The 24,708-nt window shown below is 71.0% G+C and carries 24 protein-coding genes and 1 pseudogene; 10 read left to right on the top strand and 15 right to left on the bottom strand.

Features of this window, described 5'->3' with window-relative positions; all coding sequences use genetic code 11:
* The first annotated feature begins 206 nt into the window (after positions 1–206).
* The 3 genes from ACLJQE_RS24290 to ACLJQE_RS24280 are packed head-to-tail and all read left to right on the top strand — an operon-like array spanning position 207 to position 1,984.
* Positions 207–1,070, top strand: coding sequence for an alpha/beta fold hydrolase (locus ACLJQE_RS24290; RefSeq protein ID WP_410641630.1), 864 nt, complete (start codon positions 207–209; stop codon positions 1,068–1,070).
* Positions 1,071–1,091: 21 nt separating this feature from the next.
* Positions 1,092–1,454 carry a metalloregulator ArsR/SmtB family transcription factor gene (locus tag ACLJQE_RS24285; RefSeq protein WP_410641629.1) on the top strand — a complete coding sequence of 121 codons (363 nt, stop codon included), beginning with the start codon at positions 1,092–1,094 and terminating at the stop codon, positions 1,452–1,454.
* On the top strand, positions 1,451–1,984 hold the full coding sequence (locus ACLJQE_RS24280) for an SRPBCC family protein (RefSeq protein WP_410641628.1): 534 nt from the start codon (positions 1,451–1,453) through the stop codon (positions 1,982–1,984). Before ACLJQE_RS24285 ends, ACLJQE_RS24280 begins: the two co-directional genes overlap by 4 nt.
* A gap of 153 nt (positions 1,985–2,137) precedes the next feature.
* On the opposite strand, the gene ACLJQE_RS24275 is transcribed toward ACLJQE_RS24280, so the two are convergent.
* The gene (locus tag ACLJQE_RS24275; protein ID WP_410641627.1) at positions 2,138–3,400 is read right to left on the bottom strand and encodes an NAD(P)/FAD-dependent oxidoreductase; all 1,263 of its coding nucleotides are present in this window, start codon (positions 3,398–3,400) and stop codon (positions 2,138–2,140) included.
* 109 nt (positions 3,401–3,509) lie between these two features.
* Positions 3,510–5,048 (bottom strand): PucR family transcriptional regulator, encoded by a 1,539-nt coding sequence (locus ACLJQE_RS24270; protein WP_410641626.1) that lies wholly within the window; start codon positions 5,046–5,048, stop codon positions 3,510–3,512.
* A gap of 131 nt (positions 5,049–5,179) precedes the next feature.
* Between ACLJQE_RS24270 and ACLJQE_RS24265 the strand changes: the two genes are divergently transcribed.
* Positions 5,180–6,058, top strand: a complete 879-nt coding sequence (locus ACLJQE_RS24265; RefSeq protein ID WP_410641625.1) for a fumarylacetoacetate hydrolase family protein — start codon at positions 5,180–5,182, stop codon at positions 6,056–6,058.
* Here ACLJQE_RS24265 and ACLJQE_RS24260 read toward each other — a convergent pair.
* The 8 genes and pseudogenes from ACLJQE_RS24260 to ACLJQE_RS24225 all read right to left on the bottom strand — a co-directional run bounded on the left by ACLJQE_RS24260 (position 6,055) and on the right by ACLJQE_RS24225 (position 13,314).
* Positions 6,055–7,197: an FAD-dependent oxidoreductase gene (locus tag ACLJQE_RS24260; protein WP_410641624.1), complete on the bottom strand. Its 1,143-nt coding sequence runs from the start codon at positions 7,195–7,197 to the stop codon at positions 6,055–6,057. The genes ACLJQE_RS24265 and ACLJQE_RS24260 overlap by 4 nt on opposite strands.
* Complete coding sequence (locus ACLJQE_RS24255) at positions 7,197–7,964, bottom strand: amino acid ABC transporter ATP-binding protein (RefSeq protein ID WP_410641623.1); 768 nt, start codon at positions 7,962–7,964, stop codon at positions 7,197–7,199. Before ACLJQE_RS24255 ends, ACLJQE_RS24260 begins: the two co-directional genes overlap by 1 nt.
* Positions 7,961–8,830, bottom strand: a complete 870-nt coding sequence (locus ACLJQE_RS24250; RefSeq protein WP_410641622.1) for an amino acid ABC transporter permease — start codon at positions 8,828–8,830, stop codon at positions 7,961–7,963. Before ACLJQE_RS24250 ends, ACLJQE_RS24255 begins: the two co-directional genes overlap by 4 nt.
* Before the next feature lie 31 nt (positions 8,831–8,861).
* On the bottom strand, positions 8,862–9,806 hold the full coding sequence (locus tag ACLJQE_RS24245) for an ABC transporter substrate-binding protein (RefSeq protein WP_410641621.1): 945 nt from the start codon (positions 9,804–9,806) through the stop codon (positions 8,862–8,864).
* A 143-nt stretch (positions 9,807–9,949) separates the two neighbouring features.
* On the bottom strand, positions 9,950–10,630 hold the full coding sequence (locus ACLJQE_RS24240) for an aldehyde dehydrogenase family protein (protein ID WP_410641767.1): 681 nt from the start codon (positions 10,628–10,630) through the stop codon (positions 9,950–9,952).
* A 61-nt stretch (positions 10,631–10,691) separates the two neighbouring features.
* Positions 10,692–11,360 (bottom strand): annotated as a pseudogene (locus ACLJQE_RS24235) (aldehyde dehydrogenase family protein); the annotation flags it as partial.
* Positions 11,357–12,634 carry an NAD(P)/FAD-dependent oxidoreductase gene (locus tag ACLJQE_RS24230; RefSeq protein WP_410641620.1) on the bottom strand — a complete coding sequence of 426 codons (1,278 nt, stop codon included), beginning with the start codon at positions 12,632–12,634 and terminating at the stop codon, positions 11,357–11,359. The pseudogene ACLJQE_RS24235 and the gene ACLJQE_RS24230, both read right to left, overlap by 4 nt.
* 5 nt (positions 12,635–12,639) lie before the next feature.
* Positions 12,640–13,314, bottom strand: a complete 675-nt coding sequence (locus ACLJQE_RS24225; protein WP_410641619.1) for a haloacid dehalogenase type II — start codon at positions 13,312–13,314, stop codon at positions 12,640–12,642.
* Positions 13,315–13,511: 197 nt separating this feature from the next.
* On the opposite strand from ACLJQE_RS24225, the gene ACLJQE_RS24220 reads away from it, so the two are divergent.
* Entirely contained in the window at positions 13,512–14,186 is a 675-nt protein-coding gene (locus ACLJQE_RS24220) for a GntR family transcriptional regulator (protein ID WP_410641618.1), read from the top strand.
* A gap of 36 nt (positions 14,187–14,222) precedes the next feature.
* Here ACLJQE_RS24220 and ACLJQE_RS24215 read toward each other — a convergent pair whose 3' ends face one another.
* The 4 genes from ACLJQE_RS24215 to ACLJQE_RS24200 all read right to left on the bottom strand — a co-directional run bounded on the left by ACLJQE_RS24215 (position 14,223) and on the right by ACLJQE_RS24200 (position 18,887).
* Positions 14,223–14,891 (bottom strand): haloacid dehalogenase type II, encoded by a 669-nt coding sequence (locus ACLJQE_RS24215; protein WP_410641617.1) that lies wholly within the window; start codon positions 14,889–14,891, stop codon positions 14,223–14,225.
* 46 nt (positions 14,892–14,937) lie between these two features.
* Positions 14,938–16,383 (bottom strand): NAD-dependent succinate-semialdehyde dehydrogenase, encoded by a 1,446-nt coding sequence (locus tag ACLJQE_RS24210; RefSeq protein ID WP_410641616.1) that lies wholly within the window; start codon positions 16,381–16,383, stop codon positions 14,938–14,940.
* 94 nt (positions 16,384–16,477) lie between these two features.
* The gene (locus ACLJQE_RS24205; protein WP_410641615.1) at positions 16,478–17,521 is read right to left on the bottom strand and encodes a phosphotransferase; all 1,044 of its coding nucleotides are present in this window, start codon (positions 17,519–17,521) and stop codon (positions 16,478–16,480) included.
* Positions 17,522–17,537: 16 nt separating this feature from the next.
* Positions 17,538–18,887: an aspartate aminotransferase family protein gene (locus ACLJQE_RS24200; RefSeq protein WP_410641614.1), complete on the bottom strand. Its 1,350-nt coding sequence runs from the start codon at positions 18,885–18,887 to the stop codon at positions 17,538–17,540.
* A 267-nt stretch (positions 18,888–19,154) separates the two neighbouring features.
* On the opposite strand from ACLJQE_RS24200, the gene ACLJQE_RS24195 reads away from it, so the two are divergent.
* Complete coding sequence (locus tag ACLJQE_RS24195; RefSeq protein WP_410641613.1) at positions 19,155–20,045, top strand: transposase family protein; 891 nt, start codon at positions 19,155–19,157, stop codon at positions 20,043–20,045.
* 152 nt (positions 20,046–20,197) lie between these two features.
* Here ACLJQE_RS24195 and ACLJQE_RS24190 read toward each other — a convergent pair whose 3' ends face one another.
* On the bottom strand, positions 20,198–21,361 hold the full coding sequence (locus ACLJQE_RS24190; protein ID WP_410641612.1) for an ROK family protein: 1,164 nt from the start codon (positions 21,359–21,361) through the stop codon (positions 20,198–20,200).
* 138 nt (positions 21,362–21,499) lie between these two features.
* Here ACLJQE_RS24190 and ACLJQE_RS24185 point away from each other — a divergent pair, with 138 nt between their 5' ends.
* Genes ACLJQE_RS24185 through ACLJQE_RS24170 form a run of 4 tightly spaced genes read left to right on the top strand, consistent with a single transcriptional unit; the run spans position 21,500 to position 24,530 of the window.
* Complete coding sequence (locus ACLJQE_RS24185) at positions 21,500–22,180, top strand: haloacid dehalogenase type II (RefSeq protein WP_410641611.1); 681 nt, start codon at positions 21,500–21,502, stop codon at positions 22,178–22,180.
* Entirely contained in the window at positions 22,177–22,641 is a 465-nt protein-coding gene (locus tag ACLJQE_RS24180) for a RidA family protein (protein ID WP_410641610.1), read from the top strand. The genes ACLJQE_RS24185 and ACLJQE_RS24180 overlap by 4 nt, the downstream gene beginning before the upstream one ends.
* A 19-nt stretch (positions 22,642–22,660) precedes the next feature.
* Positions 22,661–23,767 (top strand): alanine racemase, encoded by a 1,107-nt coding sequence (locus ACLJQE_RS24175; RefSeq protein WP_410641609.1) that lies wholly within the window; start codon positions 22,661–22,663, stop codon positions 23,765–23,767.
* Positions 23,768–23,795: 28 nt separating this feature from the next.
* Positions 23,796–24,530 carry an SDR family NAD(P)-dependent oxidoreductase gene (locus ACLJQE_RS24170; RefSeq protein ID WP_410641608.1) on the top strand — a complete coding sequence of 245 codons (735 nt, stop codon included), beginning with the start codon at positions 23,796–23,798 and terminating at the stop codon, positions 24,528–24,530.
* The last annotated feature ends 178 nt before the right edge of the window (positions 24,531–24,708 follow it).

Raw genomic sequence — 24,708 nt, 5'->3', positions numbered from 1 at the left:
TGGCGATGGTAGCCCGGCCCACCGTGGCCGGCAGCGGGCTTTCCGCGGTGCGGGGCGCGCATTCACCCACCCGGCGCAGGACGACCGCGGCGAAACTTGGCCGCCGGTGTCGGGCCACGGCCATCCCGTTCGTCGGGTCCATGACCGGACAACTCGGCTGAAGCAGGACCGTGGCCGGTGCGCCACGGCTGTTCTGGAGGTTGACGATGCGATCGACGGCCCATTCGTTCCGCACGCCCGACGGCGTCACGCTCGGGGTGGAGCACTTCGGCGACCCGGCGGCACCCCTGGTGCTGCTCGCCGGCGGCCCGACCATGCTCTCCTGGCCCGACGCGCTGTGCGCGGAACTCGCCGACGGCGGACGCCACGTCGTGCGCTACGACCTGCGAGACTCCGGCGCGTCGACCACCGTCGACCCCGAGGCACCGGCGTACACGCTGCGCGACCTCGCCGCCGACGCGGCCGCACTCGCCCGCGGGCTCGACGACCGGCCGGCGCACCTGGCGGGCATCGGCGTCGGCGGGATGGTCGCCCAGGTCGCCGCGCTGGACCACCCCGGCGCGTTCTCCGCGCTCACCCTCGCCGGAACGCGGCCCGTCGCGCCGGGCCCGGTCGACGACGACCTGCCCGACCACGACGCGGCCACCATGGGCCGGCTGTTCGCCCTGCCGGCCCCGGACTGGTCCGACCGCGCCGCCGTGGCGGAGCGCGCCGCCGCGGCGGCGGCGATCCTCGGCGACGACCCCGCCGCAGCCCGCGCATGGGCCGAGCGCGTCTTCGACCGCACCCCGGGCACCGAGCCCGCGGTCCAGCTGGCCAACCAGCTGGGCACGGTGTTCTCCAGGCTGGACTGCCGGCCACGCTGGCGCGAGCGCCTGCCCCGGCTCGCCATACCGACGCTCGTGGTGCACGGCCGCCACGACCGGTTCTTCCCGCTCGGCAACGGCGAAGCGCTCGCACGGGAGATCCCCCGCGCGCGGATGCTCGTGCTCGACCGGGCCGCCACCGCGATCCCCGGCACGGCCACCGGCGAAGTCGCCGCGGCGATGCTCACGCCGGCTAACGCGTAACCAGTGTGTTACGCTTTACGGGTGGACGAGGTGGCCGGCGCGATCGCGGACCCGGTGCGGCGGAAGATTCTGGTGATGCTGCGCGACGGGCGGATGTCCGCAGGGGAGATCGCCGAGCACTTCGCGATCAGCAGGCCCGCCGTCAGCCGCCACCTGCGCGTCCTCCGGCAGAGCGGCCTGGTTCGCGACGAACTCGTCGGCAGGCAACGGTTCTCCGTACTCGACACCGAGCGGTTCACCGAGCTTGCCACGTGGCTTGCCCAGTTCCTGCAGCCTTCCGGCTGGGAACACCGCCTCGACGCGCTGACCACCGAGATCTACCGCACCCGCCGCGAACGCCGCACCCACGGCGGGCCCGACCAACGTGAGGAAACCACCGCATGAACCGCCTCCCCACCGGCCGGCTGTTCCGAACCGGCACCGGAAGCGATCTCGTCCTGAGCCGGACGTTCCGCGCACCCGCCGAGGACGTCTGGGCCAGCCTCACCGAACCCGAGCGCACCGCCCGCTGGTTCGGGCCGTGGGAAGGTGACGCCGCACCCGGCCGGACGATCAAGGTGCAGCTGGCGTTCGAGGACCAGGCACCGTGGTGCGATCTGCGCATCGACGCGTGTGAGCCGCCCCGGCGGCTGGCCGTGTCGATGACCGACGAAGCCGGGACCTGGCGCATGGAACTGCTGTTGTCCGAAGCGGACGGTTCGACGGAACTGCGGCTCGTGCACCACCTCGACACCGAGGACGGGCTCGGCGAGGTCGGCCCTGGCTGGGAGTACTACCTCGACCTGCTCACCGCCGCGCGTGACGGCTCACCCCAGCCGGACTTCGGCGACTACTTCCCCGCGATGAAACCCCACTTCGACGGGTTGTCCACCCGGCCCGGCGGTCAACCGGACACATCCGGGGCAGAGGCCTGACGGCTGGGCGTCCGTGGGGGCCGGACGGGAGAACGGTCCCAGCCCCCACGGACTTCGGAGAGCCCGCGTCGGTCAGCGGGACTCTGGCTTTCGGTTCGCCGGGCGTCAACACGCTTCGGGAGCGGCTTCGCGTGGCCGTGCCGTCCGGGCGGTTCAGCGCAGCGGATCGAAGGGGCGCAGGGCTTCGGGCTGCTTGCCGGTCGTGATGTACTCGGCGAGCAGGCGCCCGGTGATGGGGCCGTGGGTCAGCCCCCACATGCCGTGCCCGCCGGCGACGAACAACCCCGGCGCGCCCGCCGCTCCGATGACGGGGCGTCCGTCGGTGGTGACCGGGCGGGAACCGACCCAGGCGTCGGTGCGCTCGTCCCACCGGATGCCGGTGAGCAACGGCCGCGCCGAGGCGATGATCGCCTCGATCCGGGCCTCGTCGAGCGGCGCGCCGGGTTTCCGGAACTCCATGGTCCCCGCCACCCGGAGGCCGCCGCGGTACGGCGTGCAGGCGACCCGGATGTCCGGGAGGTAGATCGGTTCCGGCACGGGCTGGTCCGTCGGGACGGTGAAGGAGTAGCCGCGCCCGGCACGCACCGGGACGGTGATCCCGAACCGCTTGCCGAGTTCGCCCAGCCACGCGCCGTTCGCCAGGACGACGGCGTTGGCGGACAAGCTCTGCCCCGCGGCCGACTGCACGGCGACGGCGTGCGGGTGCGGGCGCACGGAGGTGACGGCGAAGCGGTGGCGGATGGTGCCGCCGCGGCGGACGACCGAACGCGCCAGGGACTCGACGAACCGCCCGGGGTCCACGTAGCGCTGCCCGGCCAGCCGGACGCCGGCCCCGTTGCGCGCGCTCACCTGCGGGAACCGCTGGGCGAGATCGGTGGCGGTGAGCCCGGTGCAGGTGATTTCCTGCCCGGCTTCGCGCAGGCGCCGCAGTTGCGCGAGCAGCCCGGCCGCGTGCCGGGCGGTTTCGAACACCGCCGTGACCGGTGCGTCGATGGTGGGGGCGTCGACGCCGTTCGCGGCGAGGACGTCGAACGCTTCGAGGCATTCCTCGTTCAACGGCAGGTTGGCCTCGACCGCGCGGGTCCACGACCTGCCGGTGCAGTGCGTGGCGAACCGGGCCAGGAACGCCCACAGCCGGGGGTCCGGCGCCGCGGGAACGTGCAGCGGCGCCTGCCGGTCGAACAACGTCCGCAGTCCGTAGCGCAGCACGCCCGGTTCGTTGAGCGGAACGGCGAGCCCGGGAGAAAGCCAGCCGGCGTTGCCCCAGGACGCCCCCGCGGCGACGCCGGCGCGATCGACCACCGTCACCCGGACACCGCGTTCTTGCAGGAACCACGCGGCCGACAGACCGACCACACCGGCGCCGATCACGATCACCGAGCGCGGGCCGCCGTCGATCCGGTCGGATTCGGGCATGGGGTCCTCCGGGGCGCGAGTGGTGCTGGTGCAGCCAGGATGACCCGGATCGGGACCGCGGTGGTTGTCCAAACTCGACAATCTCGGACGGTGTGCTTGTCGGTTCCGGTCAACGCGGCGGGTCGGCGACGACGAGCTCGATGATCATCGCGAGCCGCTTCGCGGGCACGTCGAGCTGCAGCGTGGTGATCTCGGCCATTTTCCGCAGCCGGTAGCGGACCGTGTTCGGGTGCACGCCCAGCCGGTCGGCCGCCTGCGCGAGATCGCCCTGGGTCTCCAGCCACGCACGCAGGGTGCCGAGGTAGCCGGTGCCGTTCTCCGAGTCGTGGCGGGCGAGGTCGGAGATCGGCCCCCGGGCCGGGGCCCGCCCGGCCGCCGCGGCCGCCCGCAACCGCTGCACCAGGATGTCGTCCCAGGACTCGTCGTAGGCGATCGCCGCACCGGCGGCCGGGTGCGAATCGTGGAGGGCGACGCACTCGTCGGCTTCCTGCCGGCTGGCCGGTAGCTCGGCGAAGGTCGCGGCCGCGCCGATCCCCGCGATGACCGTCACCTGACCGGGTAAGGCGGCCCGCATGGTGTCGACCCATTTCCGGGCCGCGGTGACGTCCTCTCCGGGAAGGACGGTGTAGACGGTGTTGCTGAACAACGTGCTGCGTCCGGGGCGCGACCAGCCGAATCCGGTGGTGGCGCGCTCGAACGCCAGCAGGAGTGCGGCGTGCCGCTCCTCGGCGATGTGGGCCTGCAGGGCGACCACCCGGAACCGCCCGGGCGGCAACCCCAGCCTGCTGAGCACCGAAGCCGCGTCCGGAGTGCCTTCCAGCAGCCGGATCACCAGATCCGACTCGACCTGCCGCTCGAGATCCGCGCTCGCCCGCGAGCGCAGGAGGTGCAACCCGACCGTGCGCGAACTGTTCCGCAACACGGCTCGCCGGGCGTCGTCCAGGGGACGCTCGCACTCGACCCAGATCGAGCCCAGCGACTCCCGGCCGGCGCGGACCGCGACCACCATGCGGCCGCCCAGCCCGTCCTCCGGCGCGGCCTCGACGAACAACGGCTCGTCGGACCCGGCGAGATGGGCGAACACGCCCCGCCGTTCGAACAGCTCGCGAGCCCGCTCCGGCACCCGCCTGCCCAGGATCGTCTCCAGCCGGACCTGGTCGGCGCCGTGCTGCAGGCTGGAATAGGCCAGGACCCGGGAGAGCTGGTCCTCGATGGTCACCGTGCTGCCCAGTGCGTCCGCCAGGCTGTCGGCCAGCGCGAACAGATCCGTCGGCCCGCGGCCCGACTCGGTCTCGCGCCCCTCGAGCACCAGCCCGTAGACGACACCGGCGATCGCGCCCCACGGCACCTCCGGTTCGACGGCGAGCACCGCCACCCCGCCGGCTTCCGCGGCCGCGATCGCCTCCGGTTCCAACGGCGGGACTCCGCGCGCCAAGACGACGGACGCCCGGGCAGCGGCCGCGCGTTCCACCGCCGCGACGACGGATTCCGCGCCGATCGCGAGGAACACGTCACCGCGTGGCTCGCGGGACTCCCCCGGGTCGTCCATCACCACATCGCGCAACGAGGCGCCCCGCGAGACCGGGCAGCAGCACAGCCGTACTCCGTAACCCCCGAGGACGTTCACCAGCCGATCCAGCGTCACCATGACCCGTTCCTACCCCACATCGCCGCACCGCCGCGGCTACCGGTTGCCCGGCACTCGTTGACCGTCACGCTCCACACTCCGTAGGTTCGGTACCGAACGCGGTTCGGGATCACTGAACGAGGAGGTCCGGCTTGAGCCACCTGGTGCGATTCGCCGACGGGACCGGCGATGTCCGGGTCGGCCTGCTCACCGGTGAGCAGCTGCGGCCGCTCGCGGTGGCGTCGATGAGCGACCTGCTGCGCCACTCCGTGGCGGAGATCCGCGAGCTCGCCGAGGCCGCCGGGGAGCCGGTGTCCACGGCCGGGGTGCGCCTGCTGCCGCCGCTGGACGGCCGCATGGAGGTGTGGGCCGCCGGGGTGACCTACCTGCGGTCCGAGGAGGCCCGCCGCGAGGAGAGCGCCGACGAGGACGTCTACGCGCGGGTGTACCGCGCGGAGCGGCCCGAGCTGTTCTTCAAGTCGGCCGCGTGGCGCGTGGTCACCGACGGCGAGCCGATCGCCGTCCGCACCGATTCCGCCAACAACGTGCCGGAGCCGGAACTCGGCCTGCTGCTGACCGCTACCGGCGAGATCGCCGGGTACGTGGTGGTCGACGACGTCAGCTCCCGCAGCATCGAAGGCGAAAACCCGTTGTACCTCCCGCAGGCCAAGATCTACACCGGTTCGTGCGCGGTGTCGGCGCGGGTGCGACCGGCGTGGGAGGTGCCGGACCCGCGGTCGCTCGACCTCCGCATGCGCATCCTGCGCGACGGTCACGAGCTGTTCGCCGGCGAAGCCGGCACCGCCCAGCTGAACCGCGAGCCGGCCGGGCTGGTCGAGTACCTGTGGCGGGACAACGACTTCCCCGACGGCGCCGTCCTCTCGACGGGCACGTCCGTCGTGCCGGGACTCGATCAAGGGCTGCGGCCGGGAGACGTCGTCGAGATCGAGATCGGCGAGGTCGGCTCGCTGCGCTCCCCCGTCGTGCTGGGCGCGGACGAGGTGCGCCGGGTGCTCGGCGGCCGGCCCTAAGCGGGCACGAAGCGGGTGGGCAGGAGCCCGTTCACCGCGGTCGCGGGCTCGCCGAACGCCATCGCGACCGCGGCTTCGGCGGACGCCGGGGCGATCTTGAAGCCCAGGCCGGAAAACCCGGTGGCGAAGACCGTGCGCGGCCGCCCCGGCAGGCTGCCCAGCAGCGGGGCGTGATCCGCCGTGAAGAGGTCCGGGAACGCGTCGGCGCGCACGATGCTCGGGATCAGGCCGGGGAGGAACTCGGCCACCGTTTCGTGGGTCTCGGCGATCTCCTCCTCGGTGAGCTCACGCCTGATCCGGTCGGCGTGCTCGGCGGGCGTGGAGCGCCCGTCGAGGGTCGCCTTCACGGTCACGCCGTCGGTGCTCGGCGCGCCGTAGAGGGAACGGTCGACGGCGATCCGGACGAACACCGGGAACCGCTCCGGCGCGAATTCTTCGGGGCACCGGGCCACGAACCACGTGAGGTAGTTCCGGCGCGGGTGGACGGCGGCCGCGATCGGCGGCGGGAGCAGGTGCGCCGACCAGCCGCCGGCGGTCACGATCACCCGCTCGAACCGCCAGGTGCGCGTCCCGGACCGGAGGACGACCGAGTCCGCTTCCTCGTGGATCTCGTCGATGCCGGTGCCTTCCAGTACCTCGGCGCCGGCCTCACGGGCGGCCTGCGTCGCCGCGGTCACCGCGCGGTCGGTGCGCAGGAAGCCCGCTCGCGGGTCGAACAGCGCGCAGTCGTCCGGCCGCAGCCGGTGCTGCGGGTAGCGGGCCGCGAGCTCGTCGTGGTCGAGGAACTCGAACGGGGTGCCGTTCGCCGTCGCCGTGGCGAGCAGCTCCGGCAGGTACTCCCCGTCTCGTGCGCCGATCGACAGACCGCCGCACCGGGTCAGGATCTCGTGCCCCGAATCGGCTTCGAGTTCGGGCCACAGCAGGCTGGCCCGTTCCAGCAGCGGGGCATAGCCGGTCCCGCCGCGGTAGGTCATCCGGAACAGTCTCGTGTCGCCGCCGACGGCGCTGCGGGTGTGTCCCGTGGTCCGCGCCTCGAACCCGACGACCTCGCCGTCCCGGGTCCCGGGCCGGCGCGCGGCCTGCCACAGGGCCATGCTGCCGACGCTGCCCACGCCGACGACCGCCAGCTTGCCGTCCATCACAGCACCCTTTCGAGGAATTCCTGCGTCCGCCGCTCGGCCGGGTTGGCCAGCACCTCACGGGCGTCACCCCGTTCCACGGCGACACCTTCGTCCATGAACAGGATGTCCTTGGCCACTTCGCGGGCGAACCCCATCTCGTGGGTGACGACGAGCATCGTCATCCCGAGGTCGGCGAGGTCGCGCATGACGGCGAGCACCTCGCCGACGCGCTCGGGGTCGAGCGCGCTCGTCGGTTCGTCGAACAGCATGATGGTGGGGTCCATCGCCAGCGCGCGGGCGATGGCGACGCGCTGCTGCTGGCCACCGGAGAGCTGGGCCGGGTACTTCTGCCCGCAGTCCGCCAGCCCCACCCTCGCCAGCAGTTCGGCGGCCTGCGCCTTGGCGGCCTTCCGCGGGACCTTCTTGACCAGTACCGGCCCGGACATGACGTTGTTCTCGGCCGTCATGTTCGGGAAGAGGTTGAACTGCTGGAACACCATGCCGATCCGGGTCCGCTGCTCGGCGAGGCGCTGCGGGGTGACCGCGTGGTAGGCGTTCGCGTGTTCGACGTAGCCGAAGTCCTCGCCGTTGACGCGGAGCACGCCCCGGTCGACCTGCTCCAACCCGTTGATGCAGCGCAGCAGCGTCGATTTTCCCGATCCGCTGGGCCCGATGATGCAGGAGATCTCCCCGGCCGCCACGGTCAGGTCGATGTCCTTCAGCACCCGGTGGTGCCCGAAGCTCTTGCACAGCTTCCGTGCCACGATCGTCCCGTCGGCGCTCACAGCAGCGACTCCTTCACCTTGACGACCGGCCGCGAGGAACGCGAGAACCGGCGTTCGATCATCGACTGCGGCACGCTGAGGGTGAGCGTCATGATCAGGTACCACAGGCTCGCCACGATGAGCAGCGGGATCGTCTCGTACGTCCGCGCGTAGATCGACTGCGCGCTCTGCAGGAGGTCCGCGACGCCGAGCACGCTGACCAGTGAGGTTTCCTTGAGCATCCCGATCACCTGGTTGCCGGTCGCCGGGATGATCGCCGGCATGGTCTGCGGGATGATCACCCGGCGCAGCTTGGTGAACCCACCCATGCCGAGCGACTCGGCGGCCTCGAACTGGCCGCGGGGCACCGAGGCGAAGCCGCCGCGGATGATTTCGGCCATGTAGGCGGCCTGGTTGAGCGAAAGCCCGACGATCGCCGCGGTGAGCGGCGTGATCAGCGCGTTCATGTCCAGCGCCTGGGACACGTTCGTGAAGGGAATGCCGATGGACAGGTCCGGGTACAGCGCGGCCACGTTGAACCAGAACACCAGCTGGACCAGCACCGGGGTACCCCGGAAGAACGTGATGTACAGCCGGGCGATGCCCGAGATCGGCGTCTGCGGCGACATCCGCATCACGGCGAGGACGAGCCCGAGCACCGTCCCGAGCACCATGCTGACCGCGGTCAGCATCAGGGTGATGCCGACGCCGTCGAGGATCGAGGAGGCGGTGAAGTACTCGAACACCACGTCCCAGCGGAAGTTCTGGTTGCTGATCAGCGCGTAGGCCAGGCCGGCGACGATCGCGACCGCCACCACCCAGGCGAGGTGGTCCCGGGTGCGCCGGGGCCTGATCCGTTTCTTCTGCTCCGGCTGGAGTCCGCTCACCGGTCTCCTCCTGCTCCTCGTCCTGGGCGCATCACTTGGGCTGGGGCTTCGAGCGCGCGGCCTTGGTGACGCCCAGGCCGGTGAAACCCCAGCGCGACAGGGCTTCCTGGTACTTCGGGCTGTCGATGACCGACTGCAGCGCGGCCTGCACCGCGGGGGTCAGGGGCGAGTTCAGGTTGAGCGCGACGGCCACCGGCAGCGGGTTGAGCACCGGCTCCAGGACGTCGAAGGCTCCTGGTTGCTTGGTCTTGGCCCAGTTGAGCGAAGTGGCGTCGTAGAAGACGCCGTCGATGCGCCGGGAAGCCACCTGCGTCAGCGCGTCGCTGACACTCGGCAGGGAGACGGCCTTGATCGGGTCCTTCCCCTTGCCCACGCAGTTCTCCTGGTTCAGCTTCGGCAGCCACTTGAGCTCCTGGGTGCTGCCGGACTGCACGCCGAGGGTGGCGCCGCACAGCGAGTCCATGGCGAGGTGCTTCGGGTTGCCGTGGGCCGTGGCGACCGTCGAGCCGTTCGTGAAGTAGTCGATCATGTCGAGCACCTTCAGCCGCTCGGCCGAAGTGCCCATCGTCGACACCGTGAGGTCGTAGCGGTTGCCCTGGAGCCCGGGGATGATGACGTCGAACTTGACGTTCTTGATGTCGAGCTTCAGGCCGAGCTTGGCCGCGATGAGCCGGGCGATGTCCGGGTTGAACCCGATCGGGGTCTTGTTGTCCGAAGCCATGAACGTGGTCGGCGGGCTCGTCAGGTCCTCCGCGGCCACCAGGGTGCCCTTGGCCTTCACGTCGGCGGGCAGCAGGGCGACCGCCGCCGGGTCCGGCTGCACGCCGGCCGAGATGTCGTCGGTGTGCTCGGCGGTCGCACCCCCGCCGCCGCCCGCCGGTGCGGTCCCCCCGGTGCTGCACGCGGTGAGACTGCACGCTGCGAGACTCACAGTCGCGGTGAGGACCACCGCGCTCATAGCCGCCTTGACCCGCATTCGATTCTCCTTCGACGGGGGCTGCCCGGGCGGCGGTAGCGCCGCCGGACGAGCAGAACATGCCCGGGTTCCTGTTGTCTACTGTGTGCGATTCACTGTGGACTGATCCTGCGAGGCGATGATGATCGTGCTCTTGGGCTCGCTCATCGCCGCCACCGCGAACCGGACGCCTTCGCGCCCGATCCCCGAACCCTTGAACCCCCGAACGGCATCGAATCGATCCGTACGTCGCTCGTGCCGTTGACGACCACGGCACCGGCGTGCAGCCGGTCCGCTGTGGACAGTGCTTCGTCGAGCACCCCGGTGAAGACACCGGCCTGCATCGCCTGTGCGCTGTTCGCCGCCGCGACCGCGGCCGCGGCGGACTCGACCGGCACGACGGTCACCACCGGCCCGAACACCTCGCGCACCAGGACGTCGGCGTCCGGCGGCACGTCGGTGAGGACGGTCGGGTGGTAGTACGCGCCGTCGCGCCGGGCGCCGGTGTGCGCCCGCGCGCCCCCGGCGAGTGCCGCGCCGACCCACGCTTCGACCCGGGCGGCTTCGGCTTCGCTGATCATCGGGCCGACGTCGGTCGTCCGGTCGGTCTTGGGGCCGACCTTCAGCGCGCGGGCGCCGGCCGTGATCCGCGCCAGCAGTCCATCGTGGATCGATTCTTCGGCGTAAACCCGTTGCACGGAAAGGCAGTTCTGCCCCGCGCAGCCGAACGCGCCCCGCACGATCGCGTCGGCGGCGGCGTCGAGGCCGGCGGTGCCGCACACGATCACCGGGTTGTTGCCGCCCAGCTCCATCAGGAGCTTCTTCGGCCCGGCCGCGGCGGCGATCCGCGCGGCCGCGGCCGCGCCGCCGGTGAACGAAACCGCGGCGACCCCCTGGATGGGTGACGAGCGCGTGCCCGGTTTCCCCGTCTCCGCACACGACCGCGATCCGGGTCGCCGGCACCCCGGCCCGCAGGAGGACGGCCACCAGGGCCAGCGCCGAGTGCGGGGTGGCTTCCGCGGGTTTCACCACGACCGCGTTGCCGGCCAGCAACGCCGGGCCGAGCTTGTGGGCGACGAGGTTGAGCGGGTCGTTGAACGGGGTGATCGCCGCGACGACGCCGAGGGGTTCGCGGACGAACCAGCCGCGCTTGCCCGCGCCCCGGTCGCTGTCGGCGAACTCGAGCACCTCGCCGCGCAGGACTCCGGTCGCCGCCGCCGACAGGCGCAGGGTTTCGGCGCAGCGCCGCACTTCCTGTTCGGCCTCGACGATGGTCTTGCTGCCTTCGGTGTGGATGATCCCGGCCAGCCAGGCGGCCTCGTCCCGCACGAGCCGGGCGGCCTCGTCCAGGGCCTCCCGCCGCTGCCACAGCGGCCACGGTTCGGCAACCGCGCGGGCCGCGGCGCGGACGGCGGCGTCGACGTCGGCCGCGTCGTTGCGCGCGACCCAGCCGACGGGCGCGCCGTCGTGCGGGTCGGACACCGGCGAGGTGAGCCCGGTCGTCTGCCACCCGCCCGCGATCAGCGCCCCGCCCGGCAAGCCGAACGACGCGGTCACCGCGGCCGTGGCGGTCATGAGATCGCGTCCAGCACCCGGGCCCCGCCGCCGATCAGCGGCAGGAACCAGGGGCGGCCGAAGTGCCCCGGCACGGGCGGGAACCGGGCGTCGCCCCAGATGTTGGCTTCGGCGTCACCGGACATGAAGCGGGCCATCTTCTGGCCCATGTACGTGGCCATCTGCACGCCGTGCCCGCTGTAGCCGACCGAGTAGTGCACGCCGTCGCGTTCGCCCGCGTGCACGAGCTGGTCCATCGACAGGTCGACCAGGCCACCCCAGGTGTAGTCGACGCGGGTGCCCGCGAGGTAGGGGAACACCTCGGTCATCGCCTTGACGAGGATCTGCCCGCTCCGGACGTCGGAGTCGGGGCTCGACATGGCGAACCGGGCGCGGCCGCCGAAGAGCAGCCGGTTGTCGGGGGTGATCCGGAAGTAGTAGATGAGGTTCTTGCTGTCCGACGCCTGCCGCCGGTTCGGCAGGATCCGGTCCACGACGTCCTGGCCGAGCGGCTCGGTGACGATGATGAAACTGCCGACCGGGATCACCCGCCGCCGCAGCCACGGCGTCACCTTCCCGGTGTACCCGCTGGTCGCGATCAGGACCTGGTCCGCGTGCAGGCGGCCGCGGGTCGTCTGGAGGACGTGCCCGCCGCCCGGGTCGCGGTCCAGCGCGGTCACTTCGGCGTTCTCGCAGATCGTCGCGCCGAGCCCGTCCGCGGTCTTCGCGAGGCCGTGCACGAACTTGCCGACGTGCAGGCCCGCGGCGAGCGGGTCGACGGTGGCGCCGTGGTAGAAGTCGGAGCCGAGTTCCCGGTGGAGCTCCGCCTTGGGCACGGTGACGACCTCGTGGCCGGCGAGGTCCGCGAGGGCCTTCCGGGTCTTCAGCATCGCCTGGAAGTGCGCCGGGCGGTAGGCGAGGGTGAGCTTGCCCGACCGCTCGAAGTGGCAGTCGATCCCGTGCTCGGCGACCAGCTTCTCGATGCTGTCGATCGCGTCGTTGTAGGTGCGGAACATCGAGACCGCGCGGTCGGCGCCGTACCGTTTGACGGCGGCGCCGAAGCCGATCGCCAGTCCGGTGGTGGCCATGCCGCCGTTGCGGCCCGACGCACCCCAGCCGATGGTGTGCTGCTCCAGCACCGCGACCGACGCGCCGAGCTTGCGCAGCTCCACGGCCGCCGAGGTCCCGGTGAGGCCGCCGCCGACGACCGCGACGTCGACCCGCTCGGGAATCGGCGTGCGCCGGTGGTCGCCGCCGGGCACGGCGGTGTCCTGCCAGTAGGAAGTCAGTTTCATGGCGCTCAGAGCCCCAGCAGGTCGTTGAGTTCTTCGAGCGAATCGACCTTCGTGTAGCCGTACACCGGGGCCGGCGGGTCGTAGCCGCGGTCGAGCAGCACGGTGTTCGTGAAGCCGAGGTCGTAGGCGGGCATCAGGTCGTACCGGGTGTGCGAGGAGACGTGCAGGAACTCCTCCGGCCGCGCGTTCAGCTGGTCCACCATGTACTCGAACGCGGCGTAGCGGGGCTTGTAGAAGCCGGCCTGCTCGGCGGTGTACACGGCGTGGAACCCGGCCCCGAGCTTCGGGACGCTGACGTCCAGGTAGCTGGTGTCGGCGTTGGACAGGATCACCAGCGGGTAGTGCTCCCCCAGCTTCTTCAGCGGGCCGGGGACGTCGGCGTGCGGCCCCCACGACAGCACCGCGTCCGAGAAGCGCTGCCCGGCGTCTTCGGCGACCGCGAGGCCCCACTTCTTGCACGTGCGGGCGAAGGAGTCGTGCAGGACCTGCTTGTACGCGTAGTACTCGCCGCAGACCTGGTCGTACCGCAGCGCCCGGAAATCGACCACGAACCGGTCGAACTGCGCGGGGGTCAGCAGGTCGCCGACCAGTTCCCGGGTGACCGGGGTGATCTGGAAGTCGATGAGCGTGCCGTAGCAGTCGAACGAGACGTACTTCGGCCGGAAGGCTGGGTCGATCAAACCTGAGGCGGTCACGGTGGCCCTTTCCAGGTGAAGCGGAGGTGTCCGGCAGGAGGCGACAGTAAGCCGGGTCACTGTAAACTGTCAACAGTTTGCTGTGAACGTTGTGTGACCGCTCGTGTATCGTCAACAGTCTTCAGTGAACGAACGACCACAGCGGTCTCACAACACAGTGGGTCTCACCCAGGGGGAACCGGATGAACAACCTGAACCTGCAGGCCATCGACTACCAGTCGGTGTCGGGCACGATCGCCGCCCAGATCAGGAACAACATCCTCGGCGGCGCCCTGCAGCCCGCCCAGGCCCTGTCCGAGTCGGAGATCGCCAAGCAGCTGGGCGTGTCACGCGGTCCGGTGCGCGAGGCACTGCAGCGGCTGGTCCAGGAAGGGCTCCTGGTCCGCATCCCCAACCGCGGCGTCTTCGTCACCGACATCACGTCCGAGGACATCGCCGAGATCTACGAGGCCCGCCAGACGCTGGAAGCCCGCTGCGGGACGAAGGTGCTGGCCGCCGACGACGGCGTCCTCGAACGAACCGTGCGGGAACTGCAGGCGATCGTCGACGAGATCGGCCCGGCCGAGCGATCCGGCAGGTGGCGCGAAGTCGTCGAACTCGACCTGCGCTTCCACAGCACCCTGGTGGCCGCGTCCGGCAACTCGCGGATCCAGCGCGCGTACTCCACGCTGATCGCCGAGTCGTCGCTGTCGATCAACCGGCTCGAACGCTGGTACCCCTCCGAAGACTCGCTCCTGCAGGAGCACCAGGCCATCGTCGACGCGCTCGCGGCCCGGGACGAGACGGCGTTCGCCCGCGCCCTCGACCTCCACTACCTGCAGACGCTCACGGAAAACACCGCGCGCGTCCGGCCGTAGCCGCCTCCGGCCGGACGCGCGTTGCCGATCGGCCGGTCAGAGGCCGAGCAACGGGGGCACCTGGGAGAGCAGGTTGACCTCGTAGTAGCCGTAACCCGGGGTGCTGGGCTCGAACCCGCGGTTGACGTGAACCTTGTGCGTGATGCCCAGGTCGTTCGCGGCCATCAGGTCGTAGCGCGGGCTGGCGGAGACGTGCAGGATCTCCTGCGGCCCGCAGCCGAGCTGGCCCAGCATGTACTCGAACGCCTGGTAGCGGGGCTTGTAGGCCTGGGCCTGCTCGGCCGTGTAGACCGCGTGGAACGGGGCGCCGAGCTTCTCGACGTTGCTCATCACCTGGTTGTCGGCCGCGTTGCTCAGGATGACCAGCGGGTAGCGGGAGGCCAGCGTCCGCAGCGCCTCGGGCACCTCGGGGTAGGGCCCCCACGTCGGGAGCGCGTCCACGATCGCCTGGCTGTCGGCCTTCCGGTACGGCAGCTTGAACCGCTCCAGGGTCTTGCGCAGCGAGTCGTGGATGACGTCGGGGAAGGGCTTCCACGGGCCCAGGACCTCGTCGAGGCGCTGCCCGCGGAAGCTGTCGACGAACTCGTCCATCCGCTCCGCCGGGACGACGCCGGCCAGCAGCTTGCGGGTCATGTCCACGATGTGCCACCGGATCAACGTGCCGTGCATGTCGAACGTGATGTACTTCGGCTCGAACTCGATCATGGCGATCTTCCTTTCGTGGCCCGGCCGGACGCCGGGCCGTGCGGGGTCAGAAGGGGATGGCGACGTACTTTTCCTCGAGGAACCCGTCGATCCCGGTGCGGCCGCCTTCCCGGCCGAGGCCGGACTGCTTGACGCCACCGAAGGGCGCCGCCGGGTTGGACACCAGGCCGGTGTTGAGACCGACCATGCCGGTCTCCAAGCGCTCGCTGACCCGCAGCGCCCGGTCCAGCGACCGGGTGAACACGTAGCCGACCAGGCCCCACTCGGTGTCGTTGGCGGCGGCGAGGGCTTCCTCTTCGGTGTCGAACTCCGTGATCGCGGCGACCGGGCCGAAGATCTCCGTCTGCATCAGGGCGGCGTCGCCGGAAACACCCGTCAGCACGGTCGGCGGGTAGAAACAGCCCGGCCCGGCCGGCAGTTCGCCGCCGGTGAGCACCTCGGCGCCGTGCGCCACGGCGTCGCGCACGAGGCTGTCGACCTTGCGCCGGCCCGCGTCGTCGATCAGCGGCCCGACGTCCACGCCGGGCTCGGTGCCCGGCCCGACGGTGAGCGCGGCCATCCGGGCGGCCACCCGTGACGCGAACTCCCCGGCGACCGAGCGGTGGACGAAGATGCGGTTGGCGGCGGTGCACGCCTCCCCCATGTTGCGCATCTTCGCGAGCATCGTGCCTTCCACCGCGACGTCGAGGTCGGCGTCGTCGAAGACCAGGACCGCGGCGTTGCCGCCCAGTTCCATCGACGTGCGGACCACCGTGCCGGCGCACTGGGCGAGCAGGATCCGGCCGACCTGGGTGGAGCCGGTGAAGGAGAGCTTGCGGATCTGCCCGCCGCGCAGCAGCGGCTCGACGACGCCGGCCGCGTCCGAGGTCGGGACGACGTTGAGGACACCGCCGGGCAGCCCGGCCTCGGCCAGGATCGCGGCGAGGGCCAACGTGGACAGCGGGGTCTGCGGCGCCGGCTTGAGCACCATGGTGCAGCCCGCCGCCACCGCCGGGCCGATCTTGCGGGTGCCCATGGCCAGCGGGAAGTTCCACGGCGTGATCAGCAGGCAGGGACCCACCGGCTGGCGCAGGACGAGGATGCGGTTTCCGCCGTCCGGGGCCGTGGAAAACCCGCCGTCGATCCGCACCGCCTCTTCCGAGAACCAGCGGAAGAACTCGGCGGCGTAGGCGACTTCCCCGCGGGCCTGCTCCAGCGGCTTGCCCATTTCCAGCGTCATCAGCAGGGCGAGCTCTTCGGTGCGGGCGACGATGATCTCGTAGGCACGCCGCAGGATCTCGCCTCGTACGCGGGGTGGGGTCGCGGCCCAGCCGGGCTGGGCGGCGGCCGCGGCGTCGGCCGCCCGCTCGGCGTCGGCGGGCGAGGCGTCGGCGACCCGGGCGAGCTCCTTCCCGGTCGCCGGGTCGTCGACGGACAGCGTGCGCCCCGCCTCCGCGTCCTGCCAGGCACCGGCGATGAAGAGCTGCTTGGGAACGTGGCCGGCGACGTTCATGGGCGATCTCCGTTCGAAAGGGCGAGTCGGAAGCTGAGTTGATTGTCGACGATTATCGTCAACTGTCAACAGTTGACACTTAGCGGTCGCCGGGTCACTCCCGGCCAGCCGCGAGTGCGCGCTCCACGTTGGTCCAGTCGTCCTTGGCGTGGCGGAGCGCGTAGGCACGCCGACGTGGTGCCCGCTGCGCGCGCCAGTCGGTGATCAGGGCGCGCAGGGTGAGCCGGGCGAGGGCGGCCACCGGGAGGACCGGGAGTTCCCGGTCCCCGAGCGGGCGCACGCGGGTGTAGCCGGCGGCGAAGGCGCGTGCCTCCCGCCAGGGGTCGTGGGGTGTCCGGCCGAGCAGGTTCGCCATCGGTACCGCGGGGTCGAAGACCACGGCACTGCGCACCGTGTCGCCGAAGTCGATCACGCCCACCACGAAGTCCTCGCGCGCCGGGTCGACGACGACGTTGTGGGGACTGAAGTCCCCGTGGATCACCTGCGTTTCGAGGTGGTCCAGGTGCGGGACGACAGCGGCGTCGAAGAGGCGGAAGACCTCCCCGGCCAGCCGGGCGTGCCCGGGGTCCGGCGTGTGCTCGGCGAGTCCGGCCAGCCGGTGGAAGTGGCGGATGTCCCACACCAGCGCGCGCCGGTCCGCGGGGTGGCTGAACGCCGCGAGCGCGAGGTCGACCCGGCCCAGCACCTCACCCGCACGGGCGAGCTGATCCGGTTCCGCGTTCGTCCGCGCCAGGACTTCGCCGTCCACGAAGCCGAGCACCCGGAGAACGCGGGTCCTGCCGTCGCGCGCCACGAGAACCACGTTGTCGTCCCCGGCCACCGTCAGCTTCACCCGTTGGACCGGCAGCTCCCCGGCAACGTCCTCGAGAAAGCGCATCGCGGCGGTCTGGAGCGCGACAACGGACTCCGGCTCGTCCGGCGGGGACACCTTCACGAGGTAGTCCCCCGAGCCGGTCCTGAGCCGGAACGTGTCGTCCTTCTCCGTCGCCAGCCGCTCGAGGTCTCCCCCGACGTGGTAGTGCTTCGCGACGAGGGCGCTCACGAGCGCCTCGTCCACGGGCTCGTGCGACGATGCCAGGCCGCTCTCCTCGAAGAGCCGCCGAGCGAAGCTCGCATCCGGTGACGTGGCCACGATCATTCCTCCGGGCCGGCCGCTACAGCCGGACCTTCGCGACCTCGGCGAAGGTCTCCAGGAACCGGGTCACGTCCGCGGCGGTGAACGCCAGCGGAGGACGGATCTTCAGGACGTTGGCGGCCTGGCCCGTGCCACTGATGAGGACCCGGCGATCGCGCAGGTCGTTGATGACGTCCTCGGCACGCGCGCGATCGGGCTCGCTCGCCTGCCGGTCTTCGACGATCTCCACACCGACGTACAGGCCGCTCCCCCGGACCTCGGCGACGTGCGCGGAGTCCTTCGTGATCTCTTCGAGCCCCTTCCGGAGCGCCGTGCCGTTTTCGAGGACACGCTGCCGGACGTTCTCCTCCTCGAAGACGTCCAGCACCGCGGCCCCGGCGGCCACCGGGATCGAGCTGCCGCCGAAGGTGTTGAAGTAGCGGACGTTCCGCCCGAATTCGTCCGAGACCCCGGGGCGGAACACGACGCCGGAGATCGGCATCCCGTTGCCCATCGGCTTGCCCATGGTGACGATGTCCGGCAGCACGCCGTGGCGGCTGAAGCCCCACATCGTCTCCCCGAGCCGGGCGAACCCCGCCTGCACCTCGTCCGCGATGTAGACACCACCGGCCGCGTGGACCTCTTCGACCACGTCCTTCAGGTAGCCGGCCGGATCGGTGAAGATCCCGTCACTGGAGTACGCGCCGTCGGTGATCAGGGCCGCGAGCCGGAACCCGTGGCGCTCGAGGTCGTCGATCGCGCCGCGGACCTGACCACGCATGTGCTCCGCGAGCGCAACCCCGGGCGGGGCGAGCCGCGGGTCGGGCGGATCGATGAGGCGGACGTTCGGCCCCAGCGGCGAACCCACGCCCAGCGAGGGCGAGAAGCTCGCGACCTCGCTGGTGATGCCGTGGTAGGCCCACCGGGTCACGATGATTCCCGCACCGCCGGTGTGGAACTTCGCCACCCGCACCGCGAGATCGTTGGCTTCCGAACCACTGCAGGCGAGACTCAGCCTGCTCAGTCCGTCGGGGAAGGTCGCGAGCAACCGCTCGGCGTAGGCGACCAGGGACTCCTCGACGTAGCGCGTGTTGGTGTTGACCGTCGCCACCTGGCGGGAGACCGCTTCGGCCACGTGCGGGTGGGCGTGGCCGACGCAGGGAACGTTGTTGTACGCGTCCAGGTAGTCGTGGCCGTCGCGGTCGATCAGGTGCGCCCCGTGTCCGGAGACGAACTCGACCGGCTCCCGGTAGATGAGCGTGTAGCCGGGACCGAGCACCTCGCCGCGGCGGCGGATGGTCTCCCGGAGGGCTTCCGGGAGCTCGCTCAGCACCCCCGGGTCGAACCGGTTGGGGTAGCCGGCGATTGCCCGGCCCAACGTCGAAGTCATCGGCGGTCACCTTCAGTCTCGCTCGGTCGGCGTGGCGCGCTGACGGACCGACCGTACCACGTTTCGTTCCAGTTCCAACCTGAAACTTTTAACCGGCTGGATGACCTGCCAACCCGAGCGGCCCCAGCGCCCCAATGGGGTTGTTTCATCGTGGTTGTGGCTGGTGGGGGTGGTGTGGCGGGGTTGGTTGGGTTGGTGTGGTCGGAAGTGTGGGCGGGACCAGCGTGGTGACGTGGAAATAGGTGAAGCCCTCGGCAAGATCGAGATGTGAGTCAACAACCCGCCGAGGGCTTCGAGCCCATTTCCTACCAGGTTGTCCTTCCGCTGTCGCAGCCGACCCTGCAGATGCTGGCCGGGCTGATCCGGGCCCATCGCCGTCAGCTGCGTTCCCGCTGGCGCAAAGCCGGCCCCGCCGACCAGGCACTGGTGGTGCTGGCGGTGTTGCGTCATGACCCACGTCTGGCTCACCTCGGAGCCGGCATGGGCGTCTCCGCATCCACGGTGCGACGGTGGGTGCTGGAAGCCATCACCCTGCTCGCCGCCCGCGCCACCCGCCTGAACCGGGTGCTGCGGCGCCTGGCCGCGCGAGGCGAGGCGGTGGTACTGGTGGACGGCACCCTGATCCGGACCCGCCGCCGCACCGGCCGCGCCAACCGCGCCAACTACAACGGCAAACACAAACACCACGGCCTGGTCGTGCTCGCCCTGACCGACGAACACGGCCGGCTGCTCCACGTGTCGGCGGCGTTGCCGGGCAAGACCGCCGACATCACCGCCGCCCGCCGGCTACGCATCCGCCAGCACCTGCACGACCACGGCCTGACCCCGGCCGGGGACAAGGGCTTCCACGGCTGGCACAAAGACGTCCGCGAAACATCCGCCTGCAACGTCTGTGCCGGGCCATGCGAGCAGATCGTGCTCACCCCCTACAAAGCCGAAGCCCGCCGGCCACTGACCAAAGCACAGAAGCAGGCCAACACAGCGTTCTCGGCGATGCGCTGCGCGGTCGAAGGCGGCTTCGCCGCCCTCAAACACTGGCGAATCCTGGACAAACTCCGCCTCCACACCCGCCACGCCACCACATTGCTGCGAGCTCTGCTCGTGCTCACCCAACACGAACAAAACATCCGCGACACCGCCCACCCAACCCCGGCCTAACCACTACCAAACCATGTCAACCCACCCCCACCAGCCACAACCACGATGAAACAACCCCAATGTGGCCTTGGTTGCGTTGAACGCACCGAAGGCCGCCTTGGGTGCGTTCAACGCACCGAAGGCCACATTGGGGCGCTGGGGTCGCGGGGCGGTCAGAAGGCCGGCGTGGACTGTTCCGCGCGCCGGCCGCGCGCCCCGAGCACCGCGTCCCGCAGCCGGTCCTGGGCCAGCGTCAGGCAGGCGAACACCGCTCCGCGTGCCGTGGACAGACCGACGACCTGCGTCACGGTCTTGACCTCGGGCGCCGCCGGGAGGATCCGGTCGAGGCGGCTGCGCACCTCGGGAAGAACCTCCTCGACGAGCGGGCACAACCGGCCCGCGAAGTAGACCGTTTCCGGGTCCAGCGTCACGGCGACGGCGCCGACGGCGGTCACGATCGCCGTGGTGAACGCGTCCAGCACCTCGGCGCGCGCTTCGTCGTCCCGCCGCCCTCGCCAGAGTTCCTCGACGCGCGTCAGATCGAGTCCCCGGCCGCGGGCGAACCTGAGGAGCCCTCGTGCGCTCATCAGCCCGTCGAGGGTCTCCTGGCCGGCTCCGGCACAGAGGACACCGATCCCGCCGAAAGCCGGCGTGCGCCCGCGGACGAGTTCGTGGCCGGTGCAGGCGGCGAAGTTCAGCACACTGCTGACGTTGAAGAGCGCGGCGTTCCCGATGCCGGTGTCCTCGGCCAGGATGCCCAGCAAGGACGCGTTGGCGTCACTGTCGAGCAGCACCGGAGCGTCGACCAGCTCCGCGATGGTGCGATGGAGGCCGGAGCCCGTGAAGATCTTCATCGACCGCGCCGGGCTGAAGATCTCCGTGCCGTCGCGGACCCGGCCGGGCACCGCGACGACGATCTGGCGCAGGGGCCCCCGCGCGGCCGCGGCGGTCTCCCCGATCAGGCCGGCCAGCCACTCGGCGGCGTCGCCGACCTCCTCGTGGTTCGGGGTCGGGACGACCACGTGGTGCACCTCGCGGCCCCGCAGATCGGCGACCAGGACACCGGTGGTCAGCACGCCGAAACTGACCCCGGCCACGTGCCCGGTCGTGTCGGGCACGTCCAGGTAGGTCGACCGCCTGCCCCGGCCGGCGACGGCGTCGACCCCACCGTCGGCGACGAACCCGTCCGCACGGAGTTCTTCCACCGCCCGCGACACCGTGGCCTTGCTCAGGCCGGTGAGTTCGATGACCTCGTTGCGGGTCAACGGCGCCCGGGAAAGGACCACCTCGAGCACCGAAGCCTTGTTGTAGTCACGCGGTGTGGGGTTGCTCGGCACCTCACGACCATAGCGACCCGAACGACCGGCAAGCAGATCCCCGCGGACAGTTCGGTTAACTGTTGACAGTTGACGATTCAGCGCCGACACTCATGGCTCAGCCGCTCCGACCCACCCTTCTGATCACCGGGAGAGCTCGTGGCCTTCGACAGCAAGCCGAAGTTCGTCACGTTCGACATGAACGGGACGCTGATCCAGTTCCGCATCAACGACGCGATCCGCCGGGTGCTGGGCGACCGCCTCCCGCCGGAGATCGCCGACGCCTTCCTGCGGACCGGCAACGCCTACCGGATCGACGAGTGCATGGGCGAGTGGAAGCCGTTCCACCGGATCGTCGCCTGCTCCATGGAACGGACCATGCGGCGGTTCGGCCTGGAGTACCGGGAAAGCGACGCCCGTGCGGTGTACGACGAGATTCCGGGCTGGGGCCCCTACCCCGGTGTCACCGAAGCACTGACCCGCCTGGCGGAGGCGGTTCCGCTGGTGATCGTGACGAACACCGACAACGCCCACGCGTCCCGTCTCGTGGAGAACCTCCAGGCCCCGTTCGAGGTCGTGATCACGGCCGAGCAGATGGGCGTCTACAAGCCACGGCTCGCCGCGTTCGAATACACTTTGGACAAGCTCGGCGTCACCCCCGGCGAGATCGTGCACGTCTCCGCGAGCCCGAAGTACGACCTGCGCCCGGCGGCCGTCATGGGCATCGAGCACAAGGTGTACGTCGACCGCGGCTTCGAGCAGGACGAGCACTGGCTCGGCTACGAGCGGATCACCGACATCGCCGACCTGCCCGTGCTGTTCGGCCTGCCGCACCCGTGACCGGCGCCGGTTCGGCTTCGGAGCGGCTCCGCGCCCTCGGCCTGGAACTCCCCCGTCCCGGCCGGGACTCGAACTACGTGAACCACCGGACGGTGGGCGCCGGCATCCACATCTCGGGCCAGCTGCCCTATCGGGACGGTGAGCTCCTCGGCCAGGGCGTCGTCGGCCTGGACGTCGACGTGCCGGCAGCGCGGAGCCTCGCGCGTCAGGCCGCGCTCAACGCGCTCGCCGTCGCCGCGGACGCCGTGGGCGACCTGGAGCGGGTCCGGATCGTGCAGATGCTGGTCTTCGTGGCCAGCACGCCGGAGCTCGGAGAGCAGTCGCGGGTCGCCGACGCGGCCAGCGAGCTCTTCGTCCAGGTGCTGGGCGAGAACGGGCGGCACGCGCGCACCGCGATCGGGGTCGCCGGGTTGCCGCGCCGCAGTCCGGTCGAGATCCAGCTGATCTGCACCGCGGTATGAGCACCACGAGGAGCGCAGCGTGAACCGGCTCCACCGAGCACTCGACGGTCTTCTGGCGCGGATCGACACTCCCGCACCGATCGTGCTGGCCGATGTCATGCAGGACAACATCGACCGCATGCAGGACTTCGCCGTCCGGCACGACCTCGACGTCCGGCCGCACGTCAAAACGCACAAGTGCGTGGAGATCGGCCGGCGCCAGGTCGAAGCCGGGGCGGTCGGCCTCACCGCCGGCAACGTCGGTGAGGCCGAGGTCTTCGCCGCGGCCGGGTTCGACGACATCTTCCTCGCCTACCCCGTCTGGCCCTCGGGCACGAAGGGACCGCGGATCCGCAGGCTCGCCGGGACCACCCGGCTGCGGATCGGCGTCGACAACGTCGCCGCGATCGACGCCCTCGCCGACGCGATGGGAGACGAACCCGACCGGCTGCAGGTCGTGGTCGAGGTCGACTGCGGCGCCCGTCGCTCCGGAGCGCCTCCCGAGCTCGCGGGCGACCTCGCGCGCGCCGCCCGCAAGCGCGGCCTCGTGCCGGCGGGTGTCTTCACCTACCCGGGTCACGGCAGCTCCGGCCGGGCCGCCCGGGAGTGCGCCGCCCAGGATCAGGAGGCCGCGCTCACCACCGCGGTCCGCGGTTTCCGCGCGGCGGGGATCACCGCCGAAGTGGTCAGCGCCGGCTCCACCCCCACCGTCGCCTTCTCCGCCGGCGGCGTGATCACCGAAATCCGTCCCGGCGAGTACGTCTTCGGCGACTTGAACAACAGCAGGCTCGGCGCCTGCACGGACGACCAGATCGCGCTGTTCGTCGCGGCCACCGTCGTCAGCGACCGGGTCCCCGGCCAGGTCATCCTCGACACGGGCACCAAAGCCCTCGGCCGCGAAGGCAGCCCTGAACTCGGCTACGGCGCCGTCGCCGGAACGGACGCCGTGCTGGCCAAACTCAACGAATACCACGGGTTCCTCGCGCTGCCCGCCGGCGCCGACCGGCTGGGAGTCGGCACCGTGGTTCCGGTGGTGCCGAACCACGTCTGCCCGGTGGTCATCAACTTCGAGGAGCTGATCGTCACCGACAGCACGGGTACGGCACTCCGGCGGTGGCCGGTCGACGCCCGCGGATTCCTCAACTGACCGGCCCAGCTCCGAAGGAAGACCCGACATGCGACTCGAGAACGTCACCGCCCTCGTGACCGGTGCCGGCAGCGGAATCGGAGCGGCGGCCTGCGCGCACTTCCGCCGCGAGGGCGCCCGGCTCCTGCTCACCGGCCGCCGGGAGCGGCTCGGCACCGCCGAGCCCGGCGACCGGTACGTCCCCGGAGACCTCAACGACGAGGCCTTCGTCGAAGAGCTGGCCCGGCTGGCCGCCGAGTCCTTCGGCACCGTGAACGTCGTCGTCCTCAACCACGGCCTGCAGGTCAGCGGCCCGCTCACCGAGATGACCCACGACGACGCGAAGAACGTCCTCCACAGCAACCTGCTCAGCGCGTTCCTGGTGATGAAGCACTTCGCCCCGCTGATGCCGCCCGCGGGCGGCTCGTTCGTCTGCGTCGGCTCCCGCCTCGGCACCGTCGGCAAACCCGAAGAGGTGCTGTACTCCGCCGCCAAGGGCGGCCTGGTCATGCTCGCCAAGGGCGCGGCGATCGAATGGGCCCCGCGCAACATCCGCGTCAACGTCGTCGCGCCGGGCCTCACCGCCACCCCGGTCATCGAAGCGGCGTTCCGGCGCAGGCCCGACCCCGAGGCCTACCGCCGCCAACGCGAAGACCAGATCCCCCTTCGCCGCCTCGCCGACCCCGAAGAGATCGCCGACGCGATCCTCTTCCTCGCGTCCCCGGAGTCGTCCTACATCACCGGGGCGGTTCTCCCGGTCGACGGCGGCTACACCGCCTTCTGAACACGGTGTTGTGCTCGCCACGTTCCCCCGCCGGTGCCCGCCCGGTCGCGCGTATTCGCAGGTCACCACCGCCTCCGCCGCTTCAAACCCGGATGTCCGCATTTTCTGCCGCGGCTGCCGTTTGTGGTTAGGGTGCGCGGGTAGGGCAAACGGCTCAACTCGGGCGGAAGGAGATCAC

It is taken from the genome of Amycolatopsis sp. lyj-346, assembly GCF_046548975.1.
Classification (GTDB): Bacteria; Actinomycetota; Actinomycetes; order Mycobacteriales; family Pseudonocardiaceae; genus Amycolatopsis.
Note: the sequence above shows the minus strand (reverse complement) of the source record. Positions and strands in the feature narration are given on the sequence as shown.